Source organism: Geomicrobium sp. JCM 19039, assembly GCF_000698145.1.
Classification (GTDB): domain Bacteria; phylum Bacillota; class Bacilli; order Bacillales; family Marinococcaceae; genus Geomicrobium_A.
The window spans coordinates 72,608-97,068 of the sequence record NZ_BAXB01000011.1 but is presented as its reverse complement, the minus strand read 5'-3'; the positions used below and the strand labels follow the sequence as shown (position 1 = coordinate 97,068).

Sequence of the window (24,461 nt, the reverse complement as noted above, 5' to 3'; positions counted from 1 at the left end):
GTTATCCCCCTCTCTTCTCAATTGCAACCGCATGAGCGATACAAGGGATCGATTCTTTTTGCTGAAACGTAAGCGGTGATAATAACGCACCTGTTGCACAAACAAGGATACGGTTATACACCCCTTTTTCCATGTCTTGAAGGATTTTGCCGAAAACGACTGAAGCTGAACATCCTGTGCCGCTCGCCCCTGACATTGCTTCAGGTTCATCGTCATAGATCATCAGCCCGCAATCTTGAAACTTACTTTCAGCCAAATGTACACCTTGTTGCCGAAACCATTCTAGTGCGATTGAGCGTCCAAGTTGACCGAGGTCACCTGTCAGTATTAAATCATAAGCACTCTCATCAATCCCAAAATCCTGGAAATGTGCTTGAATTGTATCAACCGCTGCAGGAGCCATCGCTGCCCCCATGTTAAAGGGGTCTTTAATGCCATTGTCCACGACTTTTCCGATTGTCGCTTTCGTTACGACAATGTCCGAGCCTTCAGAAGCGACAACGGCAGCTCCTCCTGCTGTAACGGTTCTTTGTGATGTAGGGGGGCGTTGCGCTCCGTATTCAATTGGATAACGAAATTGTTTTTCTATGGCGCCGTAATGACTTGCGGTACCGGCAAGCACCGGGGATGCCCCTTGCTCAACGGTGAGTGCGGCCAAAGCCAAAGCTTCCATTGATGTTGAACACGCACCAAACAATCCGAAGTACGGAATCCCAAGTGTTCTAGAAGCAAAACTTGTTCCGGTAATTTGATTAATCAAGTCCCCTCCAAAAAGAAAAGCGATGTCTTCGGGCGTTTTTCCTGCTTTTTTAATCGCTTGTTGGCACGCTTCTTCCATTAGCTTTTTTTGCGCTTGTTCGAAACTGTCTTCATTCATCCACAAGTCGTCGTACACTTTATCAAAGGTTTGACGTAAGGGCTTTCGCCTCTGTAGGCCCTGCCACCACACCTGTAGAGAGGATACAAGGAGATGTTGGATAGGCGAAACTTCTCTGTCCTGTAAACACTACATCCCCCCCCATTGCTGTGTGGCAATCGTATAGATTACACCAATAACGAAAGCGGCGACAGTACCAAACACAATGACCGAACCAGCAAGCTTAAACATGTTACCACCCACACCGAGAACATATCCTTCAGTCTTATATTCAATGGCTGTTGAAGCCATCGAGTTTGCAAAACCTGTAACAGGAACTGCCGTACCTGCACCGGAAAATTGGGATAACTTGTCATATACACCAAACCCTGTTAAAAGCACTGAAATAAAAATCAATGTAGCGACTGTAGGTGCACCAACTGTCGCTTCACTAAAATTGAAAAACGACAAATAAAATAAAGAGATGCACTGCCCAATTACACAAATGAAACCCCCCACGAAAAATGCTTTCAAACAATTGAGGAAGATCGGGCGTTTAGGCTCCAACCGACTGGCCACTTTTTGGTAGGCTTCCTTTTCCATTGACTCCTTAGTTTGCTTCTCTTCCATATCATTTACACCCCTTTCAAACCGGTTTCATGAATTCTTTTATTTTTAGTAACCGTTCATGCAAATGCCATCCGTCTACTTTCTGTTCAACAATGTCTTCTTCTAAGTTCTTGAGCTCCTTAAAAGCTTTCAGATCCGTTGAAAAGTGTATATCTGCATCAGACGGCAACTGTTCTTCGAGCTCGGTTTCGGCTTGTTTTTGTACATCTTTTAAGTTCCACCTCGCATGGTGCTCCACTGCTGCGGAGATGAATACATGATTCTCCAAAGATACAGCATGAATTTCGGTAATATGTTCCATTTCAGAAATTGCATCTTTCGCTGCGTCAGCGAGCTGTTGCTCTTTTGCTGGTGTTGCATTTTCATGAGGGGAATTCGTCAATTCGACGACGTGAGGGTGTTCCGTATGATGGGAGATTGCACTTTCCCCGCTTTCTTCACTGTCGTTTGTGCACGCACTCATCATGAGACACAATGCAACGGCAACGGTTGTTGATAGCACGCGTGACACACGCATAACATCAAACCTTTCTATCAGTCATTTCTGTTATTATTTGTGAACAAAGATCTTCAATACATAGCAATCATTTCCTCAAAAAAAAGACTGAACACGGTAGGTTCAGTCTTTTTCGTCATCAAGTTGTTCTTTATAGTTGGAAAGAAACAGATCCATCTGTTCTTCTCCTTCATCACTTGCCGATTCATCAATCTTTGGAAGCGACTCTAAGGATTCGAGATGAAACACATCGAGAAAGCGCGTCGTCGTTTGATATAATATCGCCCTGCCGGCACCTTTTACTCTACCCGCTTCTTCAACGAGCCCTCTGTTCACTAATGTATGTAATGCCCGGTCTGCTTTGACCCCGCGCACCTCTTCAACATCAAGCCGGGTTACGGGTTGGCGATAAGCAACAATCGCCAACGACTCAAGCGCCGCTTGGGACAGTACAGATCTTTCAGGTGGTTTTGCGTATTTCTCAACATAAAGAGAAAATTCCGGTCGTGTCGTCAGCTTAAACGTTTCGCCTACTTGAACAATTTGAAGTGTTTCTCCGTGCTCTTCATATTCTTGTTGCAACCGTTTTAACTCGCTAACAATTCTGGATTGATTGGTTTCTAATGACTCAGCTAAACGGAGCGTATCTAGCCCTTCGTCACCACTGATGTAAAGAATCGTCTCTACAATGCCTGTGAGATCTTGCTCCATGCTACACAATCCGCCTTTCAATATAAATATCGGAAAAATTATCGTCTTGGTAACAAGATACGCGTCCATCTTTCATGAGTTGTAACAGCGCAATAAATGTTGTGACTTGTTCATTCACCGGCCCGTTTGTAAATGTCTCTTGAAAAGATACACGCGTATGCACTTCTGAAATACGTGATACAATTGTGTTCATTTTCTCTTCAATGGTCCATTCCTCTGCCTGCATTGTTGCCTCTCTTGGCTTCTCAAATCGAATGCGCTGATTCATCCGTTGAAAGGCTTGAATGAGGTCGGTCATCGATACATCTAACGGGTCATTCATTTGCTCGGTTTCAGACACGTCAATGTCAACATCTGTTGGCGACTTGCTATATAATTTGGCCCGTTCCATCTCTTTTTCTTTTAGATGTTGGGACGCTTCTTTATACTTTCGGTACAACACAAGTTGCTCTGCTAATTCTTCTCTTGGATCCTCTTCCAGCCACTCTTCGTCTACGAATTGTTCGTCGTACAAGTCAGGTTTTGGCAATAACATCTTGCTTTTGATCGCTAGGAGTGTTGAAGCCATGACTAGATATTCACTTGCCACATCCAACTCCAGCTGTCTCATAGCACGTATGTATTTCATATATTGAGCGGTAATTTCAGCGACCGGTATGTCATATAAGTCAACTTCAGCTTGTTGGACAAGGTGCAACAACAGATCTAGGGGGCCTTCAAAGCCTTGCAGCTTCACATGATAGGGCTCCATGTGCATTCCTCCATCGGAAAAGCTCCTCGTTTACATACGCAACGGGGAGCTTTTATAGTTACGTTTCTAAATTTGTACGATGGCTTTGGCAATTGTTTAGAAATGGCTCTGTACTTTCGTTTCCAATGAACTTTGCATCTAAACGGTCTTCTAACGTACACACCATTTTCACACCAATACCTTCGGAACGAATGATGGGTTCACACACACGTGCTCCAGAAGTCGAGTTCCGTCTGCTTGTTCAGTGAACCCGATGACACCGACAAAGTCATCGTCTTTTTTCCATAGATACAACTTGCTTTTCTCATCTTCTTCATAACGATGAATGGTTTCGGTTAGTGTTTTTATATCTTTAAGATCCGGCATATAGGATAATAACCCCATCGCGATCTTTTTAAAGGCTGATTTGTATTTGACTAGCATCGGCCTTACTCCCCCTCTTTACCAAGAGATCACATTCAATACATTATTCCCGTTTCAAAAAAAACGAAAACATGGACACGCCATGTTTTTCGCAAATTTATCTTAGTCAATAATGTTCTATTATACAGATGCAAGGCTCGAACCTCAAGTTTTCTTCATTTCCCTTATAAATGCAAGTCGTATTGTGTTAGATCTTTGTAAGATTCTCTTCTCACGACAAGCTGATGCTTGCCGTCTTTAATGAACACAACAGGTGGTCTTGGCAAACGATTATAGTTACTTGCCATGGAATATCCATAGGCACCTGTAGAATATACAGCCAACACATCCCCAGGTTGCGCTTCTTTGAGTTGAATACGGTCAATGAGCATATCCCCACTCTCACAAGCTTTTCCAGCAATCGCATACGTCCGCATTTCTTCGGTATCACGATGATGAAACAACGTCGCTTCGTATTTCGCATCATAAAGTGCTGGTCGAATGTTATCACTCATTCCACCATCAACACTAATGTAATGTCGAACATCTTTAATGTGTTTCTCTGCACCTACTGTATATAAGGTTGTCCCTGCCTCTCCTACGAGAGAACGCCCAGGCTCAATCCATATTTCAGGTATTGGAAGTTGCAAGCGTTCACTTTCTGATTGGATTTCTTTCACAACCGCATGAACGAATGCTTGCGGATGAATAGGATTATCTTCATTCGTGTACCGAATGCCAAACCCTCCGCCTGTGTTCATTACTTCAGGCACAAAGGAGAATTCGTCATTCCAACTCTCAATATGTTTGTACAATACTTGAACAGCTTCTTTAAACCCAGCTGTCTCAAAAATCTGTGATCCAATGTGGCAATGAAGCCCAAGTACATGTAGATTCGTATCATGAGTTGCTTTTTTCACAGCTTCCAAGGCTTGCCCACCCGTGAGATCGAAACCAAATTTCGAGTCTTCCTGACCGGTAGATATATATGCATGCGTGTGTGCCTCGACACCAGGCGTAACACGGAACAGCACGTTGGCAACACTCCCCAGCCGTTTGCTTTCTTCAGATAATATGTCGAGCTCATGGAAATTGTCGACGACAAAACAACCAATATTTGCCTCTAAAGCTTCAACAATCTCTTGTCTGCTTTTGTTATTTCCATGAAAATGGATCTTTTCTGGTGGGAAACCTGCCAATTGCGCAGTGTATAGTTCACCACCGGAGACGACATCTAAACTAAGACCAAGCTGGTCGGCAAGCTCGACCATTGCTACACAACTAAATGCTTTGCTGGCGTATGCCACTTGATAGCTTACACCTGCTGTTTCAAACGCTTCTTTAAATGCTTTTGCCTTCTCTTCGATCATTGCCGTGTCATATGCATACACAGGCGTTCCATAAGAGGCGACGATCTCATCTACATCCACGCCTCCGATCGTTCGTTCAGTTTTTTCTACATTTTTGGACATGCCCTCACCTCTTACATTTCATGCCCATTATTGTATCATCTCCACATCTCAAAAAGAAGCGTTGTTACTTGTTCCCTTGTTTGACCACATCTTTTGGATTCACAATCTTTGGTCGCAACTTCATACTGGGTACGGTCGTTCTCGAAACAATTTGCCACATCCCAACAGGATCAAACGGTAAAAACGGCCATAAATACGGTTTGTGAAAGGGTTTCATTCGTACCATCCAAATAAAGGCAATCGTGAGTGACAACACGAAACCATATGCGAAAAACAAACCAGTTGCAATAATAAAGAAAGATCCTCAAGATCTTTAGCGCCACGCCAAGCTCCGCACTCGGAACTGCAAAAATCCCGACAGCCCCTAAGGAGATGTACAAAATAACTTCAGGAGTTAACAGCCCGACTTGAATCGCAATATCGCCAATGAGTAATGCAGCAACGAGACCAAGAGCTGTCGCAAGGGGGGACGGTGTGTGGATGGCTGCCATTCTTAACAGTTCAATCCCAAATTCCCCAATGAGTACTTGGGCCAATAAAGGAACATTGTTTTCCTCCTCCACCCCTAAATAACTGAGTGTTTCTGGAATCATATCCGGTTGCAACACGAGCAAAGTCCATAACGGTACGATTAATACAGCGGAGAGTATACCGATAAATCTTACCCAGCGCAAAAACGTTCCGACCGCTGCAGACTGTCGGTATTCCTCTGCGTGCTGTACATGATGAAAAAACGTAACCGGTAAAATAATGACAGACGGTGATGTATCAACAAACAAGACGATGTGACCTTCTAATAGATGCGTGGATGCTACATCGGGTCGTTCCGTATATCTGACGAGTGGAAATGGATTCCACCCTTGGTCAACGATGTACTCCTCGATCGTTTTGTCAGCCATTGAAATTCCGTCAATATCAATACTCTCAAGCTCTTTTTTTAGAATGGTTACAAGATCTGGGTCTACAATTCCGTGTATGTAGGAAATGCAGATATCGGTTTTTGAACGCACACCGACTTGCATAATTTCATTTCGTAAATTCTCATCACGAACGTGCCTTCTCGTAAGCCCTGTGTTCTCGATGATGTTTTCTGTGTACCCGTCTCGTGCACCACGAACGACACGCTCAGTATCTGGCTCTTGAGGGGAACGTCCTGGATAATTTCTAACATCTACGACGAACGCCTGATTTTCCCCTTCTAGCGTGATAAAGATCAAACCAGAAAGCATGTAAAAAATACAATCCTCAATCGTTTCCGTGTACTCCACTTGCAAATGAGTGAGGTGATTTTCGATCGTCTCTTGAACTGTCGTTGCCTCAGCATCTAAATGATCGAGATGCATGAGTTCTTTTAACACTTCAATAACGTTTTCAATATTCGTAAGTCCGTTACAATAGTAGATTTGAATTTCTTTTTCTAATACATTGAGTTTACGTACGCCGACATCAAAACTTTCTTCCATACCGAGCCGTTGTTTGAAGATCTTTTCATTTTTATGAATGTTGGTCGAGAGCGGTGTATGTTCTCGTTTTGATTTTTCTTCCATCGATTTAGCCACTCCTTTCCAATATTAGACTTAACGCTCGCTGCGTGACAGGTGAGCCGTGATGAGGATGATCTTTGCCGCCCATTTTCCCTAAATCACCTACACCAACGATAATCGGTAAAGCCAATTGATCTAAGATGTAGACTGTATCCCCGTATACTCGGTGGTCATCAAGCTCTTCGATTCCTTCTTTATCGACCCCGTTGGACACAAGGTTTCCGTAACGGTCAATGGACACATCAACCTCGTCCAATCTCCAGACCGATTCGCTGAAGAAACAGCCAATGCCCCGAGCACTTGAATTTGACCCTCTTCAACAAGTCTTTTCATTAATTGCTCACCAGGTCCTTCGCTCGTCGTTCCTGCATCATCAAACATAACGACTGTCGTGTCATGCTTACTGTGCAAAATCGCCTTATGAAGATCTTCATACGTGCACACAGAGGGATTTCCACCAGACAAAATAATACACCCGAGATGGAGAACTTTTGTAGCGGCTAGAACGGCCTTTACAGCAATTGCATCCCCGTCCGTGACAAAAATCGCTTTGCTCATCGTCATTATCCTCTCTCTAGTCTTTCCTATTATGATTCAAGACGTTTTGATTCATGCAGAGATTATGAAACAATACGGTATGTGAAATTTCATGACGATGCACAAAAATCCTCCAAAGTTCCACAATTCATGTGGGGCCTTGGAGGCGAAGATCATTCTACCATTTCTTTTCGCATTTTTTCTAATATTTTTTTCTCAAGTCTAGACACTTGCACTTGGGAAATACCGAGGCGTTCAGCCACTTCTGATTGTGTTTGATCTTTGTAATACCGTAAGAATACAATTAATCTTTCCCTTTTTTCCAAATGTGTGACCACATCTCGGAGAGCCAGCTCTTCAAACCACTTCGCATCATCTGGGTCTGACAGTTGATCCATTAACGTAATCGGATCCCCTTCATTCTCATATACCGTTTCATGAAGAGATGACAACGTTCGTGTTGCCTCGTTTGCAAATACAACATCTTCTGGTGTGATGTCTAACGATTTGGCAATTTCATTTAAAGTCGGAACGCGCCCTAATTTTTTCGTTAACTCTTCTTTTTCTTTTCGAATTTTGTGATTTAATTCTTTTAATGATCGGCTCACTTTAACCGTGCCATCATCGCGGATAAATCGTTGGATTTCTCCAATAATCATCGGCACGGCATATGTCGAAAACTTCACTTGATATGTTAAATCAAACTTATCGATTGCCTTCATTAAACCGATGCAGCCAATTTGAAATAAATCTTCTGCTTCATATCCACGGTTTAAAAAACGCTGAACGACAGACCATACGAGTCGTGTGTTTTTCTCGACGAGCTGATCTCGTGCCGTACGATCGCCTGCTTGACTATCCTCAATCCATTGTCTGACCGTTTCATCGGAAGGTTGTTTTCCTTTTTTTGTTTTTGTCTCCATAACAACGCCCCTTAATGATTAAACACTTTATTCTTGGACAGCTGTTTCTTGACGTAGACGGTTGTTCCTTTACCAACGACAGACGTAATGTTCATTTCATCCATAAAGTTTTCCATGATGGTAAAGCCCATACCCGAACGTTCCAACTCGGGTTTTGAAGTATACAGCGGTTCCCTCGCTTGGTTCACATCCGGTATGCCGCCCCCTTCATCCATCACCGTAATTGCGATCACATCTTCTTCTAAATGAACAGCAATTGTGACGGTCCCTGCAGGGTTTTCATCATACCCGTGAATAATTGCATTTGTGACGGCTTCAGACACTACCGTTTTAATTTCTGTTAGCTCATCCATAGTCGGATCAAGCTGGGCAATAAATGCACCGACACTTACGCGGGCAAACGATTCATTTTGACTTTGTGCGGAAAATTGGATTTGCATTTCATTTTTCATTTATACGGCCTCCCCCAATGTCCGTAATGCCTGTGATTCTCGCTCCTCGACGTTTAGAACTTTAAATAACCCTGCCATCTCAAACAAACGATGAACCGGTGGGCTTACACCGCAAACGACGAGCTTTCCATCTCGCGCTTGCAATTTCTTATACCGACCAAGTATGACACCAATGCCCGAACTATCCATAAACGTAAGTCCTTCAGCATTTAAAATAATATGGCGAGTAGCTGGGTCGTCCAACTCGGCATCGACGACCCGTCTTAGCTCACTTGCCGAGTGATGATCCAATTCCCCGTGAATCCTCACACAAAGAATGTTGTTCCTTTTTTCAATGTCCACCATAAAACTCATAACCGCTCCTCCGTTCTCTGAACTGCACTAGACCAATTGTGTCTCATGATAACATTCAACGTAACTTTATGACTTCCTTTTCAGTTGACAAAAGCAGTGCAAAACTTCTCCCGTTGCTCATGATTCGTCAGAAATCGCCCCGTCATCTGTGTTTACACCGATGATCTTTAACGCTGAGCGTTTAAACAATTCCCACCAAGACGCACTATCTACCGATTCTGCAGCAACAATTTTGGAAGAGGCTACTGGCTCACCATTTTGAACTAATTGAAATTCTCCAATCGTTTCGCCCTCGGCAACTGGCGCTTTCACGTCATTCATTTGGATGCGCTCTTCAACTTCTTCAGATTCTTGATTCTTCTTCAGCAATAGACTGATTTTATTATCCAGCTTGCCAACGACCGAGTTTTTCGTGCCTTTCTCAACAGGAACAGTCGTTACCGCTGCCCCTTTATCAAACAGCGATTCTACTTGATAGTTACTAAACCCATGATTCATCAAATCGGTAATCGTGTTATTTCGCACTTGTGGGGTTTCAGCGCCCATAACGACTGCAATTAAGCGCATATCATCACGCTTTGCAGTTGCGGTTAATCCGTATTTTGATTCACTCGTATACCCTGTCTTTAACCCGTCCATCCCTTCATAAAACTTAATCAGTCGATTCGTGTTTACGAGCCAAAATTCATCTTCTGTGCCTTGCCGTAAATAATCTTCATAAATACTTGTAAACGTTGTGATTTCCTCATGCTTTAACAGCTCTCGAGCTATTTTCGCTAGATCATATGCACTCGTTTCATGACCACTTGAAGGCAAACCGTTCGTATTATGAAACGTCGTATTTTTTAAGTCGAGTTCCTTCGCTTTATCATTCATCATCTCTACAAAATCTTCTTCTGTCCCTGCCAAATGTTCAGCCATGGCAACCGATGCATCATTACCAGAAGCTACAGCAATCGCTTTAAGCATATCGCGAACACTCATTTCTTCTCCCACTTCCAAAAACACTTGAGAGCCACCCATGGATGCTGCTTTTTCGCTAGTGGATACCATATCTTCATACTCTAGTTCGCCTTCGTCAATCGCTTCCATAATTAAAAGCATCGTCATAATTTTAGTCATGGACGCTGGCGGAAGGGCTTGGTCCGCATTTTTCTCCATTAGAACTTCTCCAGTATCTGCTTCAATGAGTATGGCAGACTTTGCATCATCAATCATAGATTCCTCGACCGCTAGTGTTGGTTTTGCGCCACTTGTGAACAGCAAAACAACTGCAACAAATAATAGTGCCCCTTTACGTATCATGTGTTTACGCTCCTCCGTTTTTTTTACTAGTTTCACCAACGAAGAGACGTTCTATACACATCTTTTGTAGCTTTATAGACTTCAATTAACGGGTTTATCTTGACGTTAAACAAACAAAAATCCAAGAAGCAAAAGCTTCTTGGATCGGTGTTCTCTACATTTCATCTAAAATAAGTGGCCTCGCTTCAACACGTTGCTCTGTCATTTCATAGCTTTCTTGAATAAGTGCCTTTACAGTGGCAACGTCTTCTGTATTGCTGTGCAAGTACACGAGCGCTTCCCCTTTTTCAACATAGTCGCCACGCTTTTTCTTTACTTGTACACCGACACTATGATCAATCGGGTCATCTTTTTTCATTCTCCCAGCACCGAGGTGTCCGGCAGCTTGTCCTATTTTTGCTGCATTCATTTGTTTTACATAACCGCTCGACTGTGCAACAACTTCAATGACGTGTTTTGCAGTTAAGAAGTCTTCTGGTTGGTCAACGAGTTCACCTTGACCTCCTTGACGGACAACAAACTCTTTGAATGCTTGTAACGCTTTTCCAGAGTGAATGAGATCTTTTGCAAGCGCTTCTCCTTCCTCTACATCTTTCACCCGATCAGCGAGAACGAGCATATGAGCGGCCAAACGAATGCTCAACTCCCTCACATCCTGAGGTCCTCCACCTTTTAATACGTCAATGGCCTCTTTCACTTCTAATGAGTTGCCGACCATCTCACCTAACGGCTGGTCCATATCTGACAATACCGCAACCGTCTCCCGGCCGAGTTCATTCCCGATATCGACCATCGTAGAAGCAAGTTCTCTTGCAGCTTCAATATCACTCATAAATGCGCCGCTACCGACTTTTACATCCAAAACGATACCGTCAGCACCCGCTGCAATTTTTTTGCTCATAACAGAACTTGCAATGAGTGGCATTGCATTGACCGTCGCTGTCACATCTCGAAGGGCGTATAATTTCTTATCTGCAGGCGTCAAGTTCCCTGTTTGACCTACGAGAGCAAGTTTATGGTTATTCACTGTATCAATAAAGTCTTCGACTTGCATTTCTGTTTGGAATCCAGGGAACGCTTCAAGTTTATCAATTGTACCGCCGGTGTGCCCTAAGCCCCGTCCTGACATTTTTGCAACCGGCACACCTGCAGCAGCAACAAGTGGCGATAAAATGAACGTCGTTTTATCGCCTACTCCGCCTGTAGAATGCTTGTCTACTTTTTTCCCTTCGATATTGGAGAGGTCTAGTTTGTCACCAGAGTCTGCCATTGCCATCGTTAGTGCAGCACTTTCGCTTTTCGTCATGCCTTGAAAATACACGCTCATCGCCCAAGCCGATGCTTGATAATCCGGGATGATGTCCGTTGTGTATTCACGAATAAATTGTTTGATCTCTTCATCAGTGTGCGCTCCACCGTCTCGCTTTTGTGCAATAAAATCTACCATTCTCACGACGATCACTCCTGTACTTATAATTTATATTGAACGAACAATGGCTCGTACAAGTGTTAAGAAATTCCCTTTGACTTCGTTCGTCGTTTCAATCACTTCTTCATGGCTAAGCGGTTGATCTAAAATGCCAGCTGCTGCATTTGAAATGCAAGAAATGCCAAGCACACGCATGTTTCGATGCACAGCAACAATCACTTCGGGTACAGTGCTCATGCCAACAGCGTCTGCACCAAGGGTACGAAACATCCGAACTTCAGCTGGCGTCTCGTACGTCGGACCCGTCGTTCCAACGTACACGCCTTCTTTTAGTTGTAGTCCCAGTTTTTCGGCTTCTTGTTTGGCGAGTTGTTTATACGCCCGGTCGTATGCTGTAGACATATCAGGAAAGCGCGGTCCAATTGTATCATCATTTGGCCCAATCAGTGGATGACTGTGCATATGGTTAATATGATCATCAATAAGCATCAAGTCTCCGGGTGAAAAATTAGTATTTACACCACCAGCCGCATTGCTCACAATTAACGTCTTCGCACCAAGGTCTGCCATCACTTGAACAGGCAATACGACATCACTCATCGGATAACCTTCATAAAAATGAAACCGCCCTTGCATCGCTATAACTGACTTTCCTTCTAGTGAACCGATAACAAACCTTCCGGCATGACCAGACACCGTAGAGCGTGGAAACCCGTCTAATTCTTCGTAAGGAATGATTGTATCTGCTTCGATCTTGTCACCTAAATCACCAAGGCTGATCCGAGAATGATGGCAATTTCTGGTACAACATCGGTTTTTGATCTCATGTATTCAATCGTTTTTGCAGTCGTCTTCATGACGGTTGATTCCCTCCTAACAAGTCCAAAAAGCTCGTCCCATACTCAGGCATCTTCACACCAAAATTATGCGCAATTGTCGCACCAACATCGGCAAATGTATCTCTTGTGCCTAAATTGACTGACTTGTGCTGTCCTTTTTGGTAAACGAGCAACGGCACTTGTTCTCTCGTGTGATCAGTGCCTCGGTACGTGGGGTCATTCCCGTGATCAGCTGTAATCATGAGTAAGTCGTCGGCATTTAAGCTCTCAAACAGTTCAGGCAGCCGCTCATCAAACTCTTCAATCGCCTTTCCATATCCGTGCGGATCTCTTCGATGCCCAAATAACGCGTCAAAATCGACAAGGTTTAAAAATGATAATCCCGTAAACGATTGTTTCGTTGCTTCGATTAACTTATCCATACCATCCATATTTGACGACGTTCTCATCCGATCGTTAATGCCTTCTCCATCAAAAATATCATCAATCTTTCCGATCGCTTGTGATGTAAATCCGCCTTCTTCAAGCGCATTCAAAGCGGTCGGTTGAAACGGCTTCAATGCATAATCATGGCGGTTCGCCGTTCTTTCAAATGCCCCTTTTTCACCAATGAACGGACGTGCAATAATACGACCGAGCATGTACGGTTCATCAAGTGTGAGCTTGCGTGCTTTTTCGCAGATCTCATACAACTCTTCTAGTGGAACGACTTCTTCGTGAGCTGCAATTTGTAATACCGAATCCGCGGATGTATAAACGATAAGGCTCCTGTGTCGACATGTTCAGCACCAAGTTCTTTAATAATCTCCGTTCCTGACGCAACACAATTGCCGATAATTTTCCTGCCCGTTTCTTCTTCTAATTGGGAAATGAGGGCATCGGGGAATCCGTTCTCAAACGTTCGAAATGGCTTGTCCACAAACAGACCCATAAGCTCCCAATGTCCTGTCATTGTATCTTTGCTTTTGGATAGCTCATTCATTTTGCCAAAATCTCCAAGCGGAGTTTCTACTTGCTCCAAGCCAGGGCCATCTTTTAAGTGACCGAGCCCGAGCTGGTTTAAATTCGGGATACGAAGACCTCCAACAGCACGTGCAATGGAGCCGAGCGTGTCCGATCCCTCATCTCCGTATTCTAAAGCATCGGGTGCATTTCCAATGCCAAGAGAATCCATCACGACTAAAAAGACTCGGTTGTATTTACGTTCACTCACAAAAATCTTCCTCTCTGTTCAATCTACGCTCGTGGATGATGATCCACATACACTTGGCGTAAATGTTTTTTCGATACGTGCGTATAGATTTGCGTTGTTGTAATGTCCGCATGCCCTAGCATTTCTTGAACAACGCGCAAATCGGCACCGTTTTCAATTAAGTGTGTAGCAAAAGAATGCCGTAACGTGTGCGGTGTCACTTCTTTTGATATGCCCGCCAGTTGTACAGTTTTTTTCAAGATCTTCCAAAACCCTTGCCGACTCAACCGTTTACCTTCTCGGTTAACAAACAAATATTCATGCGACTCGTTTTTCGTCATCATTGGTCTTGCTTTATCCAAATACGTACCGATCGCTACTTTTGCCGGCTTGCCAAGAGGGATGATTCGTTCTTTGTTTCCTTTTCCAATACAGCGGACAAATCCCATCTCCAAATGAACATCTTTAAAGCTGAGTTCACACAATTCCGTTACGCGAATGCCGGTCCCGTACATGAGCTCTAGCATCGCAACATCACGGAGTTGAAAATGACTTTTCAACTCATCGGCTGCTCCAATGAGTTTTTCAATTTCATTGATCGACAAAACAACAGGCAGTTTCCTCCCTGCTTTTGGTGTCTCCACTAAATCTGATGGATCATGATCTGTCACATGGTCTCGAAGTAAAAACTGGTGGAATGCCCGAACCGACGACAACACCCGAGCGAGGGAAGACGTCGTTCTTCCATCATTTTTAAGTGAATAAAAAAAATCTAAAATATGAGTGCGCTGCACATCATTCCAGTGCGTAAAATGGTACTCCGCTTTCATATGTTGCGCGTAAAGAAGCAAATCCCGCCGATATGCTGCTATCGTATTGTCAGCTAACCTGCGTTCAACAATGCAATAGTGTAAAAAATCTTCAATCGGATCGTTCAGCAACGCCTGCTCAGCCATTTATTCACCTCGCTGCCAGAAATGCCACAACCTCTCTTGAAAAGTAGGCTGTTGACTCACATCACTTTCAAACACTTTAATTGCATTTCCTTCAGGCTCATCAAATCGATGATCGCCTTGGTATTCTGCCATTACAAACAGGATACCATAGTAAAACATGGCTGTGCATGCCACAAAAACAATTAAAATTTTCAGGCCATTCCAAACAGCTCTAGTCGTAAAAACATCGCCGTTGCCTCCTATTAGTAAACATTCGGACTCGTACCATCTTATGCCCAAAACCGTCCGAAATATACGTTTGAAGACGACAAAAAACCTTATCCGGAGCTGGATCCGGATAAGGTTTACTCTTGACCGACGGTCTCTTTTTGATGTGATTGCTCAGCAGCTTTTGTCTGGCAAGCATTGCACACCCCATGAAAGGTCAATCGATGATCTTTTATTTTGAAGTTCCATTCTCGTTCGACCTTCGTCTCTACTTCTGCAAGCAAGTCTTCTTCAATCTCTGAAACGTCGCCGCACTGAATGCAGACGAGATGGTGATGCGAATGGTCAGCCCCTTCTTTTCGCAAATCGTAGCGGGACACACCATCACCAAAATTAATCTTATCAACAATCTCAAGTTCATTCAAAAGCTCTAACGTTCTGTACACGGTTGCAAGGCCAATTTCTGGGGCTTTATCTTTGACGAGTAAGTAAACATCTTCAGCACTTAAATGGTCTTCTTCATTCTCAAGAAGAACTTCAACAGTTGCTTCCCGCTGGGGTGTCAGCTTATAACTTTGAGAATGCAACTGCTTCTTTATAAAGGTCATACGCTCTTCTACAGCCATAATCTCCCCCCTTGATGTCTATCGTTATTATAATGATTCAAAATAACACTGTCAACACTAATCGATAATCATTATCGTTTTCAAATTGTAATCATTATAATTTAATAGTTATTCAAAGGAGTTGTTCGGTCACATAAGAGAGCAACGACGGTGACACAAACGCTTCAATTGCTGCAGCCCCAACAATGACAACGATCGCAACAACCATGAACATACATATCCTTACAAAATGCGGGAAGATTGGCTCAGGGCGAATCGTCTTAATAAACTGTTGGCGGATCAACCTCAATGAGAATGCCACTGATAAAACAGCAGAGATCATAATGATTGGCACGAGCAATATATTTTGGGGTAATACGGTGACAAGGGAAAGCACAAATCCCTCGATTCCCATTTGATTCACGAGAAAACCGACCGTAAACCCAATCGCAATTCCTTTTAAGAATAATAGAAGCAAGATGAGCGGTGAACCAATGACCGACAACCCAAGAACGAACATGAGTCCGATGTATTTAATGTAATGAACAAAACTCTCCCAAAACAAATCACCATCAGCGGTAAGCTGACCATCTCCAACTTGTCCAAAAAATTGCTGCAAGTAAATGAACAAATCTTCTTTTTGGGATAGACTCAAACTGTTCACGACGATTGCACCGAAGATAATGCCCATAAAAAATAGAACAGCTGAAAACACGTATAATGATCGATATTCGGAAATATGAATATGGATTTGCCTTTCAACAAATGGCTTCAACTTCATAATAAAAAACCTCCTCTACCCGTTACTAGAACGTATGAGAAGGTTCATAGATTTATGACGAAGAAATAATAGAGTGTTTGTTCGCTGCTAGATAGAGCAAACTATACGCGGTTTTGGCATCCCGGAACTTCCCTTCCATTGCCTCGCCCAGAGCTTGATTCAGTGACCACATTTCAACGGTAACGTATTCATCTTCATCAAGAGCCTGCTCTTTTTGTTGGAGGTTTTCGGCAAGAAATACGGTAATAAATTCATCAGCAAAACCAGGCGATGTGTAAAAGCCGCCAATTTCCGTTAGCGAGCCTGCCTGCCATCCTGTTTCTTCTAGCAATTCTCGTTCTGCTGTCTGGATGGGTTGTTCACCTGGTTCACATTTCCCAGCGGGTATTTCTAGTAACGACTCTTCAGGCGCTTTGCGGTATTGGCGCACGAGAGGCACCCGCTCGTCATCGGTGACAGCAATTACGGCGACAGCACCTGGATGCTTGACGACCTCTCTCACTCCATTCTTGCCTTCGGGTAATTGTACGTCATGAACTTCTAATCGAATGATTTTCCCATCAAATACCGTTTTCTTCGTGATCGTTTCTTCATTGTTTGTCATCTCGTCATCCTCCAACGTTAACGTATATTCCTTCTCTCACCTGCATAAAACTGATAGGACTAATCGAGCAAGGGGGTCTTGTGATGAAAGTGTACGTACAACCTAAGCAAGTGATCATCCAAGGAAAGAGCTGGCAAGTGCTCTATCAGTTGAAAAAATACCAAAAACATTACCGGACTGTGCAAGAATGGTGCGAAGCTACTCAGTCACCGACGAAAAAACAATAACTAAGCATCGGCTGCCATTTTCTCTTCGATATGAGCATAACCCTCGCTTCAATGATTTGCTCATCAACTTCACCTACAATAATGTCAGCGATAATGCCATCTTCATCAATCACATAAGTGGTCGGCAGCCCTTGCAGTGGATACATGTCAAGAAAATCACCATCATAATCCATAAGTACAGGCATTTCCACTGGGTGTTCCTGCAAAAATTCAAAGGCATTTTCGATTTGTCGTTCACGAGTTGTGAGATTGTTGGCGAGTACTACGACGCCTTCATCTTTATACGTTTCGTGCAAGTCACTCAGTAAAGGTAGCTCATCCACACACGGCTCACACCATGATGCCCATAAATTAAGAATTACTAGATTCCCTTGTTGGTCCGATAGACTCATTTCTTCTCCGTCACCGTCGGCAAGCTCTAGAGAAAACTCTGGGGCTGCCATTCCGTGGTTGACACCAACGGGTGGAGAGGATACATTTTCATAGACGATACTTACGATAATGATGGCGGCTATCGCAACAGCTGAAATCGTCATCCATTTTTTCATTGGTCATTTCACCTCAATATGAATACAATTGGTTTACTTACGGAAGGAGTAACAGGTTATGTCGGTTTTTGAAGCAATTATTTTTGGAATTGTACAAGGGTTAACAGAATTTCTACCGATATCAAGTACTGCGCACCTTGTCATTCTACAATTTATTTTTGGAACAAACTTTGAAGGCTTAACATTTGAGATTCTCTTGCACGTCGCTTCGATGCTTGCAGTCGTTCTGTTTTTTCGAAAAGATATCCTCGCAATCGTCACAGGCAGCTTGCGTTTTATGTTTGAAAAGAAACGTGAAGACCGTGGAGCCTTTCTTTTTGCATTATACCTTATTATTGCAACAGCCATTACGGGAGCACTCGGACTTATTCTCGAAGACGCGGCGGAACAATTTCTTAAATCACCGTTCGTCATCGCTGGAGCGTTGTTTTTAACAGGGCTATTTCTACTAATCATTGAAAGAATTAAGTTTACGCATACCCGCTCCGTTAACGAGATGAACTTCATTGATGCGATTGTTGTTGGTTTAGCCCAAACACTTGCGGTCATTCCTGGCGTATCACGCTCTGGCTCAACACTCATTGCGTCTTTAGCTTTAGGCATTGATAAGAAGACCGCCATTCGCTTCTCATTTTTGTTATCGATTCCGGTTATTCTCGGTTCATCGGTGCTTGCGATTGGTGACCTTTTCCAAGGCGGCATGAGTGATGCAGGCACTGTGCCACTCATCACAGCTTTCGTCGTTACATTTATCTTCTCGATTATTGGCATCAAGTGGCTTATTGGTTGGCTTGAAAAGAGCAAGTTATTCTATTTTGCGATCTACTGTTTTATACTTGCCATTTTTGTCGCTGCCTTTTTAGAACCTGCGCACATCTAATCTCCTTTACGATAACGAGCGAAAGCTCGGATGTCAAAGAAGATTGTTACAGCTAACGAAACTGTCATAAAACCTTCAAAGAGTGAGAGCCAAACCGCCTCTCACTCTTTTTTGTTTGCAAATTCCTCACATTTCCATCTTTCCAAACAGATCGCGCATACGTTATAATTCTACAATATCTACCACTCGTATAACCGCAAGGATTGGCTTGCAAGTTTCTACCAGGAAACCGTAATTTCCTGACTACGAGTGAACATTATCGTGCTTTTTTGGCGACTTGTGTTCACTTCTGTGAACACAAGTCGCTTTTTTTGTTCATAAAGCACTTCGGGGGTTTTAGACAAATGAAGCAACTAGAAGACAGAATTAAAACAGATGGTACAACTTTAGGGGCAGGTGTTCTGAAAGTTGACGCTTTCTTAAACCATCAAGTTGACCCAGAGTTAATGGACGGGATGGCTAAAGAATGGAAACATCGTCTAGGTGACGCACCCGTTACAAAAATTGTCACATTAGAATCTTCAGGGATTGCCCCTGCACTTATGCTCGCGAAACATTACGGAGTAGACATGGTATTTGCGAGAAAGCAAAAATCGATTACGATGGATGACTCTGTGTACACAGCAGAGGTCTACTCTTTTACGAAACAAGTTTCTAGAACGATTACAATCTCTAAATCATTTCTCCATGCGGATGACCACATCGTCATTGTCGACGATTTCTTAGCGAATGGTGAAGCGGCAGTAGGTTTATGCCAAGTGGTTGAACAAGCTGGAGCTACAGTTACCGCGATCGCCATTGTCATTGAAAAATCGTTCCAACCTGGGCGCAACAAACTAACCGAGCAGCACTACCGTGTTGAATCGTTAGCAAGAATTGCTTCTTTAGACAAAGACAACATCCAATTCATCCAACAATAAGGAGCTTTTGTTTTGACACACCAAACTGTGCAGTACCCACTTTTCAAAAGACAAGACATCGATGCTTTTTTTGCCCTCTTCCAAAACAATCTCGCGAACTTCGTTATTATCTCAGCAACGATGCTTGCCATCGGCTTTCCTGCTGATATTGTTTTTGGGAAAGTCATCCCTGGTGCTGCAATAGCGGTTATTGCTGGCAATTTGTATTATGCTCAGCAAGCAAAACGGTTGGCGGTTAAAGAAAATCGCACGGACGTAACAGCGATGGCTTATGGGATTAGTACGCCAGTCATGTTTGTTTTCCTTTTCGGTGTACTCGCCCCTGCGTATACACTAACAGAAGGAAATGCGGAGTTGGCTTTTCGAATTGGACTTGCTGCCTGTTTGCTTAGCGGCTTAATTGAAGTCATTATTTCTCTAAGTGGAAATTGGTTAACGAAACACTTGCCAAAACCAGCGATGCTCGGCGCTCTCGCCGGCGTTGCGCTCACCTTTATTGCTGGTGAGATGCTGTTTGAAATCTTTGCGGTTCCAATGGTCGGCCTTGTTGCCCTCTTTATTATTCTTATGGGCGTCCTTGGAAAAGTAATGCTTCCATTTCGTATCCCGTCCTCATTATTTGCGATTATCGTTGGAACGTTACTCGCTTTTTCAATCGGTGAAATTACGGTTGCTGAAGTTCAGGACGCACTTGCTCATGTTGGATTTTATCCATTTATCCCTACATTGGAAGTATTCTTTGGCTTTCAAGCATTGTTCACAACATTCGTCGGTTTACTAGCGATCATCTTACCGATTACACTTTACAACGCCATTGAGACGATGAACAACACGGCGGCTATGGCTGCTGAGGGGGATCGCTATGATGTGCGAGAATGCCAAGCTGTTGATGGTGGTGGAACGATACTAGGCACATTTTTTGGGGGCGTGTTTCCGACGACCGTTTATGTTGCTTCCATTGGCTCTAAATGGATGGGAGCCGGACGAGGCTACAGTTTGTTAAACGGCATTGTGTTTGCAATAGCGGCAGTATTCGGCTTAATTGGGGCACTTTCTTCTGTCATTCCAACCGCAGCTGTTGCCCCCATTCTCGTTTTTGCAGGGGTCTCGATGCTTGCCACTGCTTTTCATTCGAACGCAAAGAAATATTACCCTGCCGTTGTGATTGCCATCTTGCCTTACGTGGCCAATTACATTATGACGCGCTTCCAAAATGACGCTCCAGAAGTGATGGAAAGTATCTCACTAGGCTTATTGCCCCTTGGGCAAGGGGCGATGTTTACAGGTATTGTGCTCGGTGCACTTACAGTATTTATTATTGATCATAAATTTGCCCATGCAACCATTTATAGCGGCATTGGCGCGCTGTTATCATTCTTTGGATTCACCCATGCGCCAGAGCTTTCCGTAAACGCTGCGCCTAGTTTTACGATGGCCTATTTTCTACTCGTACTCTTCTTTGGGTATTATGCGATACTGGCGAAACGAAAGAGAATTGTACAAATCTAAAACATTTATGAATAAATCGGATGTGAACAACCATAGAGATGATGTGAGGTTATCGTCTCTATGGTTTTTTATGCTCACATAAGGAGAATGGTCTATGCGTAGAAACGAATGGAAAAACTTTGGGGAAGCGATGTTGTATATGCTTCCTGCACTCATCATTCTCGGAATATTCTTATTTTATCCGATGATAATGACGGTCATCTACAGTTTGTCGGAGACGAGCCCAAGAGGTGAAGTGCTTTCATTTGTCGGCCTTGAAAACTATTGGCAATGGATGCAATCCTCTCAGTTCATCCAAAGTATGAAGAGCACATTTATCTTCACGCTTCTCACCGTGCCAACAACCGTTGTGCTTGCTCTCTATTTAGCTGTGCTCGGCAACGAAAAACTTAAAGGGATCGCTTTCTTTCGGGTGTTATTCTCCTCAACGATGGGCGTGTCCGTTGCCGCTGGCGCAGCCATTTGGCTGTTTCTATTTCATCCGAGTCTCGGTGTTTTCAATGAATTTTTACGATTTTTCGGAGCTGAAGGCATTCCTTGGCTCACATCTTCGACGTATGCCATCTATTCTGTGGCGATTACGACTGTTTGGATGAACGTCGGCATTTGTTTCATTATCTTACTTGGGGGTTTGCAAAACATTTCTGATGAGCTTTACGACAGCAGCAAAATTGATGGGGCTGGATATTTTCAGCGATTGTTCAAAATTACGATTCCGATGCTTTCACCGACATTATTTTTCGTGTCGACCATTACCCTCATTAACTCGTTTCAATCATTTGGGCAAATTCATATCCTTACAGGTGGGGGACCGAACCAATCGACGAACGTCATTGTGTACTCCATTTACCGAGAAGCTTTTGAGTTCGCACGCTTTGGGACAGCTAGCTCACAAGCAGTCATCTTATTTTTCATCATACTACTCGCCACATTTTTACAATTTAAGTTCGGTGAGAGGCGGGTGCACTATCAATGAAACGAAAAATTTTTCTCTATGTTTTACTCGTTATCTCAGCGTTTTTACTCACCTTCCCGTTATTATTTGCCTTGCTTGCGAGCTTTTTAAACTCGGGAGAGTTACATCGTGGCGTCTACATTCCAGAAAGTTTTAATTTCAATAGTTATGTGCAAGCATTTGCTTCCATCCCGCTGTTTCGGTTTTTAATTAACAGTTTGATCGTAAGTGTTAGCGTAACAATCGGGCAACTCGTTCTTTGCAGTCTAGCGGCTTTCGCGATTGTGTTCATCCCGTTTAAAGGTCGGAATTTCTTCTTCTTTTTATTTATTTCAACGCTACTCGTTCCTTGGGAATCAACGGTTGTCCCCAATTACGTAACGATTTTGAATGCAGGCTGGCTAAATACGTACCAAGCATTAACGCTACCGTTTCTAGCTACAGCATTTGGCATCTTTTTACTCCGACAACATTTTATGACCATCCCAAAAGAATTGTATGAATCTGCAGAGATCGACGGGTGTAGTCGCTTTCGCTTTTACCGTTCATTTGCCTTACCGTTGTCCAAACCAGTCCTTGTCGCTCTTGGTGTTTACGGGTTTTTAACGACGTGGAACATGTATTTGTGGCCACTGCTTGTCACGAGTGATACGACCGTAAGAACGATTCAAATTGGCATTAACATGATGATCTCTCAAGAAGCTTCTACGAACTGGAGCATGGTCATGGCTGCGGTCGTCATTATTTTGATACCGACGTTGCTTTTATTGTTTATTGGCATCAAACACATTCAACGAGGTTTGACGTCAGGAGCATTGAAAGGATAATCATTTTTTTAAGGGGGATTTAGATGAAAGATAAAAAGCGTTTAATGACAGCTCTATCCATTCCTGCATTGATTGCTGCAGGATGTAGTGGTCAAACATCAGACATTGCTTACACAGAAGATGATCGAATTATCGTCGATTTTTGGTACGCACTTGGAGGCTCTGCAGGAGAAGCGGTGGAAGCAATGGCAGATGATTTTAATGAATCCCAAGATGACATCTATGTACAGGCCAATTATCAAGCAGTTATGAGGAAGCCCTCACCCAAATACGACAGTTAGCGGGAACGCCCGATGCACCTGCCCTCATGCAAGTTTTTGAAGTCGGCACGCGCTATATGATTGATTCTGGATTTGCCGAGCCGATGCAAACGTTTATTGATGAAGATGGGTTTGATGTATCAACACTTGAAGAGAATATTCTTAGCTACTACCAGTACGAAGATGAACTGTACTCGATGCCTTTTAACACGTCCAACGCCTTAATGTTTACAACAAAGATCTTTTGAAGAAGCAGGATTAGACCCTGAAGACCCACCCCAAACATTTAGTGAAGTACAAGAATACGCTGAACAACTAACGGATGGAGATACGTACGGGTTTTCCCTCCTCATTTACGGATGGTTTATTGAACAATTACTCGCCAACCAAGGCGCCGAACTTGTGAACGAAGAAAACGGTCGTGCTGGTGATCCTAGCGAAACGTTTATTAATGGCGAAGAAGGCTCGCCATTTACACGTGGATTGAAGAAATGATTGCGGATGGCACTCTCGGAAACTTCGGCAGAACGTGGGATGACATTCGCGCTGCTTTCATTGCAGAAGATGTTGCGATGTACCTTGATTCAACAGCAGCAACGTATGACAATATTACATCACCAGACTTTGAAGTGGGTACAGCAGCGATCCCGCACCCAGATGGTCAAGACCCAGAGGGGGTTATCGTTGGTGGAGCTTCCGTATGGATGATGGCGGACATTCCTGAAGAAGTTCAAGAAGCCGCTTGGGAATTCGTTAAGTACACTGTCCAACCTGACGTGCAAGCCGAATGGTCAGCGGCAACTGGATATTTCCCTGTCCACACCGACGCTTATAATGAACCGGTTTTAGAAGAGCTCTATGGAGAATTTCCGCAATTTTTAACATCGGTGGAACAGTTGCAAAATACGACCCCTTCTCCTGCCACACAAGGGGCACTCATGGATGCTTTTCCAGAAGTGCGAGAACAAATCATGATATCACTTGAGCGGATGCATGAAGGGATGAGCGCAGAAGATGCTTTAAACGAATTGGAGTCAGAAATCAACGCGATTATAAATTAACAGCAACGACACTTTCTAAAAATGGTTAACCCCATCTGAATAACAGCTTAGAAATGTAGCGGTCACGCCACGATTGAGAAAGTCATATCTACTTTCATCCTATGAAAAAGCGTCTGGAAAAGCTGGGGAGTCCAACATCAATACGTCTTATAAAGGCTATCGAACTCCATTTAACTGACGAACGTAACCACCTACACGCATTGTTGCAAGATACTCAGCCTACCTAAA

At 43.4% G+C, this 24,461-nt stretch carries 27 protein-coding genes, 4 pseudogenes and 1 riboswitch; of the genes and pseudogenes, 9 read left to right on the top strand and 22 right to left on the bottom strand.

The window, feature by feature from the left end; genetic code table 11:
• Window position 1 precedes the first annotated feature (1 nt).
• The 21 genes and pseudogenes from JCM19039_RS12145 to JCM19039_RS12045 form a co-directional block, all read right to left on the bottom strand.
• Window positions 2-877, bottom strand: coding sequence for a stage V sporulation protein AD (locus tag JCM19039_RS12145; protein WP_307189706.1), 876 nt, complete (start codon window positions 875-877; stop codon window positions 2-4).
• 129 nt (window positions 878-1,006) lie between these two features.
• Window positions 1,007-1,486, bottom strand: coding sequence for a stage V sporulation protein AC (gene spoVAC / locus JCM19039_RS12140; protein ID WP_042427469.1), 480 nt, complete (start codon window positions 1,484-1,486; stop codon window positions 1,007-1,009).
• A 16-nt stretch (window positions 1,487-1,502) separates the two neighbouring features.
• The gene (locus JCM19039_RS12135; RefSeq protein WP_042427467.1) at window positions 1,503-2,003 is read right to left on the bottom strand and encodes a YhcN/YlaJ family sporulation lipoprotein; all 501 of its coding nucleotides are present in this window, start codon (window positions 2,001-2,003) and stop codon (window positions 1,503-1,505) included.
• A 102-nt stretch (window positions 2,004-2,105) separates the two neighbouring features.
• The gene (gene scpB / locus JCM19039_RS12130; RefSeq protein WP_042427466.1) at window positions 2,106-2,693 is read right to left on the bottom strand and encodes an SMC-Scp complex subunit ScpB; all 588 of its coding nucleotides are present in this window, start codon (window positions 2,691-2,693) and stop codon (window positions 2,106-2,108) included.
• Between the two features lies 1 nt (window position 2,694).
• Entirely contained in the window at window positions 2,695-3,444 is a 750-nt protein-coding gene (locus JCM19039_RS12125) for a segregation/condensation protein A (RefSeq protein ID WP_042427463.1), read from the bottom strand.
• A 168-nt stretch (window positions 3,445-3,612) separates the two neighbouring features.
• Window positions 3,613-3,867 carry a hypothetical protein gene (locus JCM19039_RS12120; RefSeq protein WP_052398753.1) on the bottom strand — a complete coding sequence of 85 codons (255 nt, stop codon included), beginning with the start codon at window positions 3,865-3,867 and terminating at the stop codon, window positions 3,613-3,615.
• A 164-nt stretch (window positions 3,868-4,031) separates the two neighbouring features.
• Complete coding sequence (gene lysA, locus JCM19039_RS12115) at window positions 4,032-5,318, bottom strand: diaminopimelate decarboxylase (protein ID WP_042427461.1); 1,287 nt, start codon at window positions 5,316-5,318, stop codon at window positions 4,032-4,034.
• Window positions 5,319-5,382: 64 nt separating this feature from the next.
• Window positions 5,383-6,865: pseudogene (locus JCM19039_RS12110) on the bottom strand (spore germination protein).
• A 4-nt stretch (window positions 6,866-6,869) separates the two neighbouring features.
• Window positions 6,870-7,420: pseudogene (locus JCM19039_RS12105) on the bottom strand (stage V sporulation protein AE).
• 152 nt (window positions 7,421-7,572) lie between these two features.
• Entirely contained in the window at window positions 7,573-8,322 is a 750-nt protein-coding gene (gene sigF, locus JCM19039_RS12100; protein ID WP_042427459.1) for an RNA polymerase sporulation sigma factor SigF, read from the bottom strand.
• An 11-nt stretch (window positions 8,323-8,333) separates the two neighbouring features.
• Window positions 8,334-8,774, bottom strand: a complete 441-nt coding sequence (gene spoIIAB, locus JCM19039_RS12095; RefSeq protein WP_042397515.1) for an anti-sigma F factor — start codon at window positions 8,772-8,774, stop codon at window positions 8,334-8,336.
• Window positions 8,775-9,128, bottom strand: a complete 354-nt coding sequence (gene spoIIAA, locus JCM19039_RS12090; RefSeq protein ID WP_042427456.1) for an anti-sigma F factor antagonist — start codon at window positions 9,126-9,128, stop codon at window positions 8,775-8,777.
• A 117-nt stretch (window positions 9,129-9,245) separates the two neighbouring features.
• Window positions 9,246-10,433: a D-alanyl-D-alanine carboxypeptidase family protein gene (locus JCM19039_RS12085; protein ID WP_042427453.1), complete on the bottom strand. Its 1,188-nt coding sequence runs from the start codon at window positions 10,431-10,433 to the stop codon at window positions 9,246-9,248.
• A 154-nt stretch (window positions 10,434-10,587) separates the two neighbouring features.
• Entirely contained in the window at window positions 10,588-11,886 is a 1,299-nt protein-coding gene (locus JCM19039_RS12080) for a pyrimidine-nucleoside phosphorylase (RefSeq protein ID WP_152550195.1), read from the bottom strand.
• Window positions 11,887-11,910: 24 nt separating this feature from the next.
• A pseudogene (locus JCM19039_RS12075) lies at window positions 11,911-12,719 on the bottom strand (purine-nucleoside phosphorylase).
• Window positions 12,716-13,875: pseudogene (deoB, locus tag JCM19039_RS12070) on the bottom strand (phosphopentomutase). The pseudogenes JCM19039_RS12075 and deoB overlap by 4 nt, the downstream one beginning before the upstream one ends.
• A 62-nt stretch (window positions 13,876-13,937) precedes the next feature.
• Complete coding sequence (gene xerD, locus JCM19039_RS12065; protein ID WP_042427570.1) at window positions 13,938-14,831, bottom strand: site-specific tyrosine recombinase XerD; 894 nt, start codon at window positions 14,829-14,831, stop codon at window positions 13,938-13,940.
• A gap of 18 nt (window positions 14,832-14,849) precedes the next feature.
• A complete protein-coding gene (locus JCM19039_RS26555) occupies window positions 14,850-15,128 on the bottom strand; it encodes a DUF4227 family protein (RefSeq protein WP_255343658.1) in 279 nt (92 codons plus the stop codon).
• 65 nt (window positions 15,129-15,193) lie between these two features.
• A complete protein-coding gene (locus JCM19039_RS12055; protein WP_042427450.1) occupies window positions 15,194-15,682 on the bottom strand; it encodes a Fur family transcriptional regulator in 489 nt (162 codons plus the stop codon).
• Window positions 15,683-15,794: 112 nt separating this feature from the next.
• Window positions 15,795-16,442: a stage II sporulation protein M gene (gene spoIIM, locus JCM19039_RS12050; protein ID WP_042427447.1), complete on the bottom strand. Its 648-nt coding sequence runs from the start codon at window positions 16,440-16,442 to the stop codon at window positions 15,795-15,797.
• Window positions 16,443-16,494: 52 nt separating this feature from the next.
• Window positions 16,495-17,046 carry an NUDIX hydrolase gene (locus JCM19039_RS12045; protein WP_042427445.1) on the bottom strand — a complete coding sequence of 184 codons (552 nt, stop codon included), beginning with the start codon at window positions 17,044-17,046 and terminating at the stop codon, window positions 16,495-16,497.
• A gap of 83 nt (window positions 17,047-17,129) precedes the next feature.
• On the opposite strand from JCM19039_RS12045, the gene mciZ reads away from it, so the two are divergent.
• Window positions 17,130-17,273, top strand: a complete 144-nt coding sequence (mciZ, locus tag JCM19039_RS12040) for a Z-ring formation inhibitor MciZ (RefSeq protein ID WP_042427442.1) — start codon at window positions 17,130-17,132, stop codon at window positions 17,271-17,273.
• Here the strand turns inward: mciZ and JCM19039_RS12035 are convergent.
• Window positions 17,249-17,821, bottom strand: coding sequence for a TlpA disulfide reductase family protein (locus JCM19039_RS12035; protein WP_042427439.1), 573 nt, complete (start codon window positions 17,819-17,821; stop codon window positions 17,249-17,251). The two genes, mciZ and JCM19039_RS12035, sit on opposite strands and share 25 nt — an antisense overlap.
• 58 nt (window positions 17,822-17,879) lie before the next feature.
• On the opposite strand from JCM19039_RS12035, the gene uppP reads away from it, so the two are divergent.
• The 8 genes from uppP to JCM19039_RS25550 all read left to right on the top strand — a co-directional run bounded on the left by uppP (window position 17,880) and on the right by JCM19039_RS25550 (window position 24,233).
• Window positions 17,880-18,701, top strand: coding sequence for an undecaprenyl-diphosphatase UppP (gene uppP / locus JCM19039_RS12030; RefSeq protein ID WP_042427436.1), 822 nt, complete (start codon window positions 17,880-17,882; stop codon window positions 18,699-18,701).
• A gap of 166 nt (window positions 18,702-18,867) precedes the next feature.
• Window positions 18,868-18,967, top strand: a riboswitch (purine riboswitch).
• Window positions 18,968-19,045: 78 nt separating this feature from the next.
• Entirely contained in the window at window positions 19,046-19,621 is a 576-nt protein-coding gene (locus JCM19039_RS12025; protein WP_042427432.1) for a xanthine phosphoribosyltransferase, read from the top strand.
• Between the two features lie 12 nt (window positions 19,622-19,633).
• A complete protein-coding gene (locus tag JCM19039_RS12020) occupies window positions 19,634-21,130 on the top strand; it encodes a uracil permease (protein WP_042427429.1) in 1,497 nt (498 codons plus the stop codon).
• Window positions 21,131-21,224: 94 nt separating this feature from the next.
• Window positions 21,225-22,106, top strand: coding sequence for a carbohydrate ABC transporter permease (locus tag JCM19039_RS12015; RefSeq protein ID WP_042427428.1), 882 nt, complete (start codon window positions 21,225-21,227; stop codon window positions 22,104-22,106).
• Window positions 22,103-22,912, top strand: coding sequence for a carbohydrate ABC transporter permease (locus JCM19039_RS12010; RefSeq protein ID WP_042427426.1), 810 nt, complete (start codon window positions 22,103-22,105; stop codon window positions 22,910-22,912). The genes JCM19039_RS12015 and JCM19039_RS12010 overlap by 4 nt, the downstream gene beginning before the upstream one ends.
• Window positions 22,913-22,935: 23 nt before the next feature.
• The gene (locus JCM19039_RS25560) at window positions 22,936-23,193 is read left to right on the top strand and encodes a hypothetical protein (protein ID WP_238545025.1); all 258 of its coding nucleotides are present in this window, start codon (window positions 22,936-22,938) and stop codon (window positions 23,191-23,193) included.
• Between the two features lie 26 nt (window positions 23,194-23,219).
• Window positions 23,220-23,420, top strand: coding sequence for a hypothetical protein (locus JCM19039_RS25555; RefSeq protein WP_238545024.1), 201 nt, complete (start codon window positions 23,220-23,222; stop codon window positions 23,418-23,420).
• 243 nt (window positions 23,421-23,663) lie between these two features.
• A complete protein-coding gene (locus JCM19039_RS25550; protein ID WP_255343657.1) occupies window positions 23,664-24,233 on the top strand; it encodes an extracellular solute-binding protein in 570 nt (189 codons plus the stop codon).
• Window positions 24,234-24,461: the final 228 nt, after the last annotated feature.

Coding starts and splice junctions, on each gene's coding strand:
- JCM19039_RS12145 (WP_307189706.1), bottom strand. CDS start 877: ATGAATGAAGACAGTTTCGAACAAGCGCAAAAAAAGCTAATGGAAGAA.
- spoVAC (WP_042427469.1), bottom strand. CDS start 1,486: ATGGAAGAGAAGCAAACTAAGGAGTCAATGGAAAAGGAAGCCTACCAA.
- JCM19039_RS12135 (WP_042427467.1), bottom strand. CDS start 2,003: ATGCGTGTGTCACGCGTGCTATCAACAACCGTTGCCGTTGCATTGTGT.
- scpB (WP_042427466.1), bottom strand. CDS start 2,693: ATGGAGCAAGATCTCACAGGCATTGTAGAGACGATTCTTTACATCAGT.
- JCM19039_RS12125 (WP_042427463.1), bottom strand. CDS start 3,444: ATGGAGCCCTATCATGTGAAGCTGCAAGGCTTTGAAGGCCCCCTAGAT.
- JCM19039_RS12120 (WP_052398753.1), bottom strand. CDS start 3,867: ATGCTAGTCAAATACAAATCAGCCTTTAAAAAGATCGCGATGGGGTTA.
- lysA (WP_042427461.1), bottom strand. CDS start 5,318: ATGTCCAAAAATGTAGAAAAAACTGAACGAACGATCGGAGGCGTGGAT.
- sigF (WP_042427459.1), bottom strand. CDS start 8,322: ATGGAGACAAAAACAAAAAAAGGAAAACAACCTTCCGATGAAACGGTC.
- spoIIAB (WP_042397515.1), bottom strand. CDS start 8,774: ATGAAAAATGAAATGCAAATCCAATTTTCCGCACAAAGTCAAAATGAA.
- spoIIAA (WP_042427456.1), bottom strand. CDS start 9,128: ATGAGTTTTATGGTGGACATTGAAAAAAGGAACAACATTCTTTGTGTG.
- JCM19039_RS12085 (WP_042427453.1), bottom strand. CDS start 10,433: ATGATACGTAAAGGGGCACTATTATTTGTTGCAGTTGTTTTGCTGTTC.
- JCM19039_RS12055 (WP_042427450.1), bottom strand. CDS start 15,682: ATGGCTGTAGAAGAGCGTATGACCTTTATAAAGAAGCAGTTGCATTCT.
- spoIIM (WP_042427447.1), bottom strand. CDS start 16,442: ATGAAGTTGAAGCCATTTGTTGAAAGGCAAATCCATATTCATATTTCC.
- JCM19039_RS12045 (WP_042427445.1), bottom strand. CDS start 17,046: ATGACAAACAATGAAGAAACGATCACGAAGAAAACGGTATTTGATGGG.
- mciZ (WP_042427442.1), top strand. CDS start 17,130: ATGAAAGTGTACGTACAACCTAAGCAAGTGATCATCCAAGGAAAGAGC.
- JCM19039_RS12035 (WP_042427439.1), bottom strand. CDS start 17,821: ATGAAAAAATGGATGACGATTTCAGCTGTTGCGATAGCCGCCATCATT.
- uppP (WP_042427436.1), top strand. CDS start 17,880: ATGTCGGTTTTTGAAGCAATTATTTTTGGAATTGTACAAGGGTTAACA.
- JCM19039_RS12025 (WP_042427432.1), top strand. CDS start 19,046: ATGAAGCAACTAGAAGACAGAATTAAAACAGATGGTACAACTTTAGGG.
- JCM19039_RS12015 (WP_042427428.1), top strand. CDS start 21,225: ATGCGTAGAAACGAATGGAAAAACTTTGGGGAAGCGATGTTGTATATG.
- JCM19039_RS12010 (WP_042427426.1), top strand. CDS start 22,103: ATGAAACGAAAAATTTTTCTCTATGTTTTACTCGTTATCTCAGCGTTT.
- JCM19039_RS25560 (WP_238545025.1), top strand. CDS start 22,936: ATGAAAGATAAAAAGCGTTTAATGACAGCTCTATCCATTCCTGCATTG.
- JCM19039_RS25555 (WP_238545024.1), top strand. CDS start 23,220: ATGCAAGTTTTTGAAGTCGGCACGCGCTATATGATTGATTCTGGATTT.
- JCM19039_RS25550 (WP_255343657.1), top strand. CDS start 23,664: ATGATTGCGGATGGCACTCTCGGAAACTTCGGCAGAACGTGGGATGAC.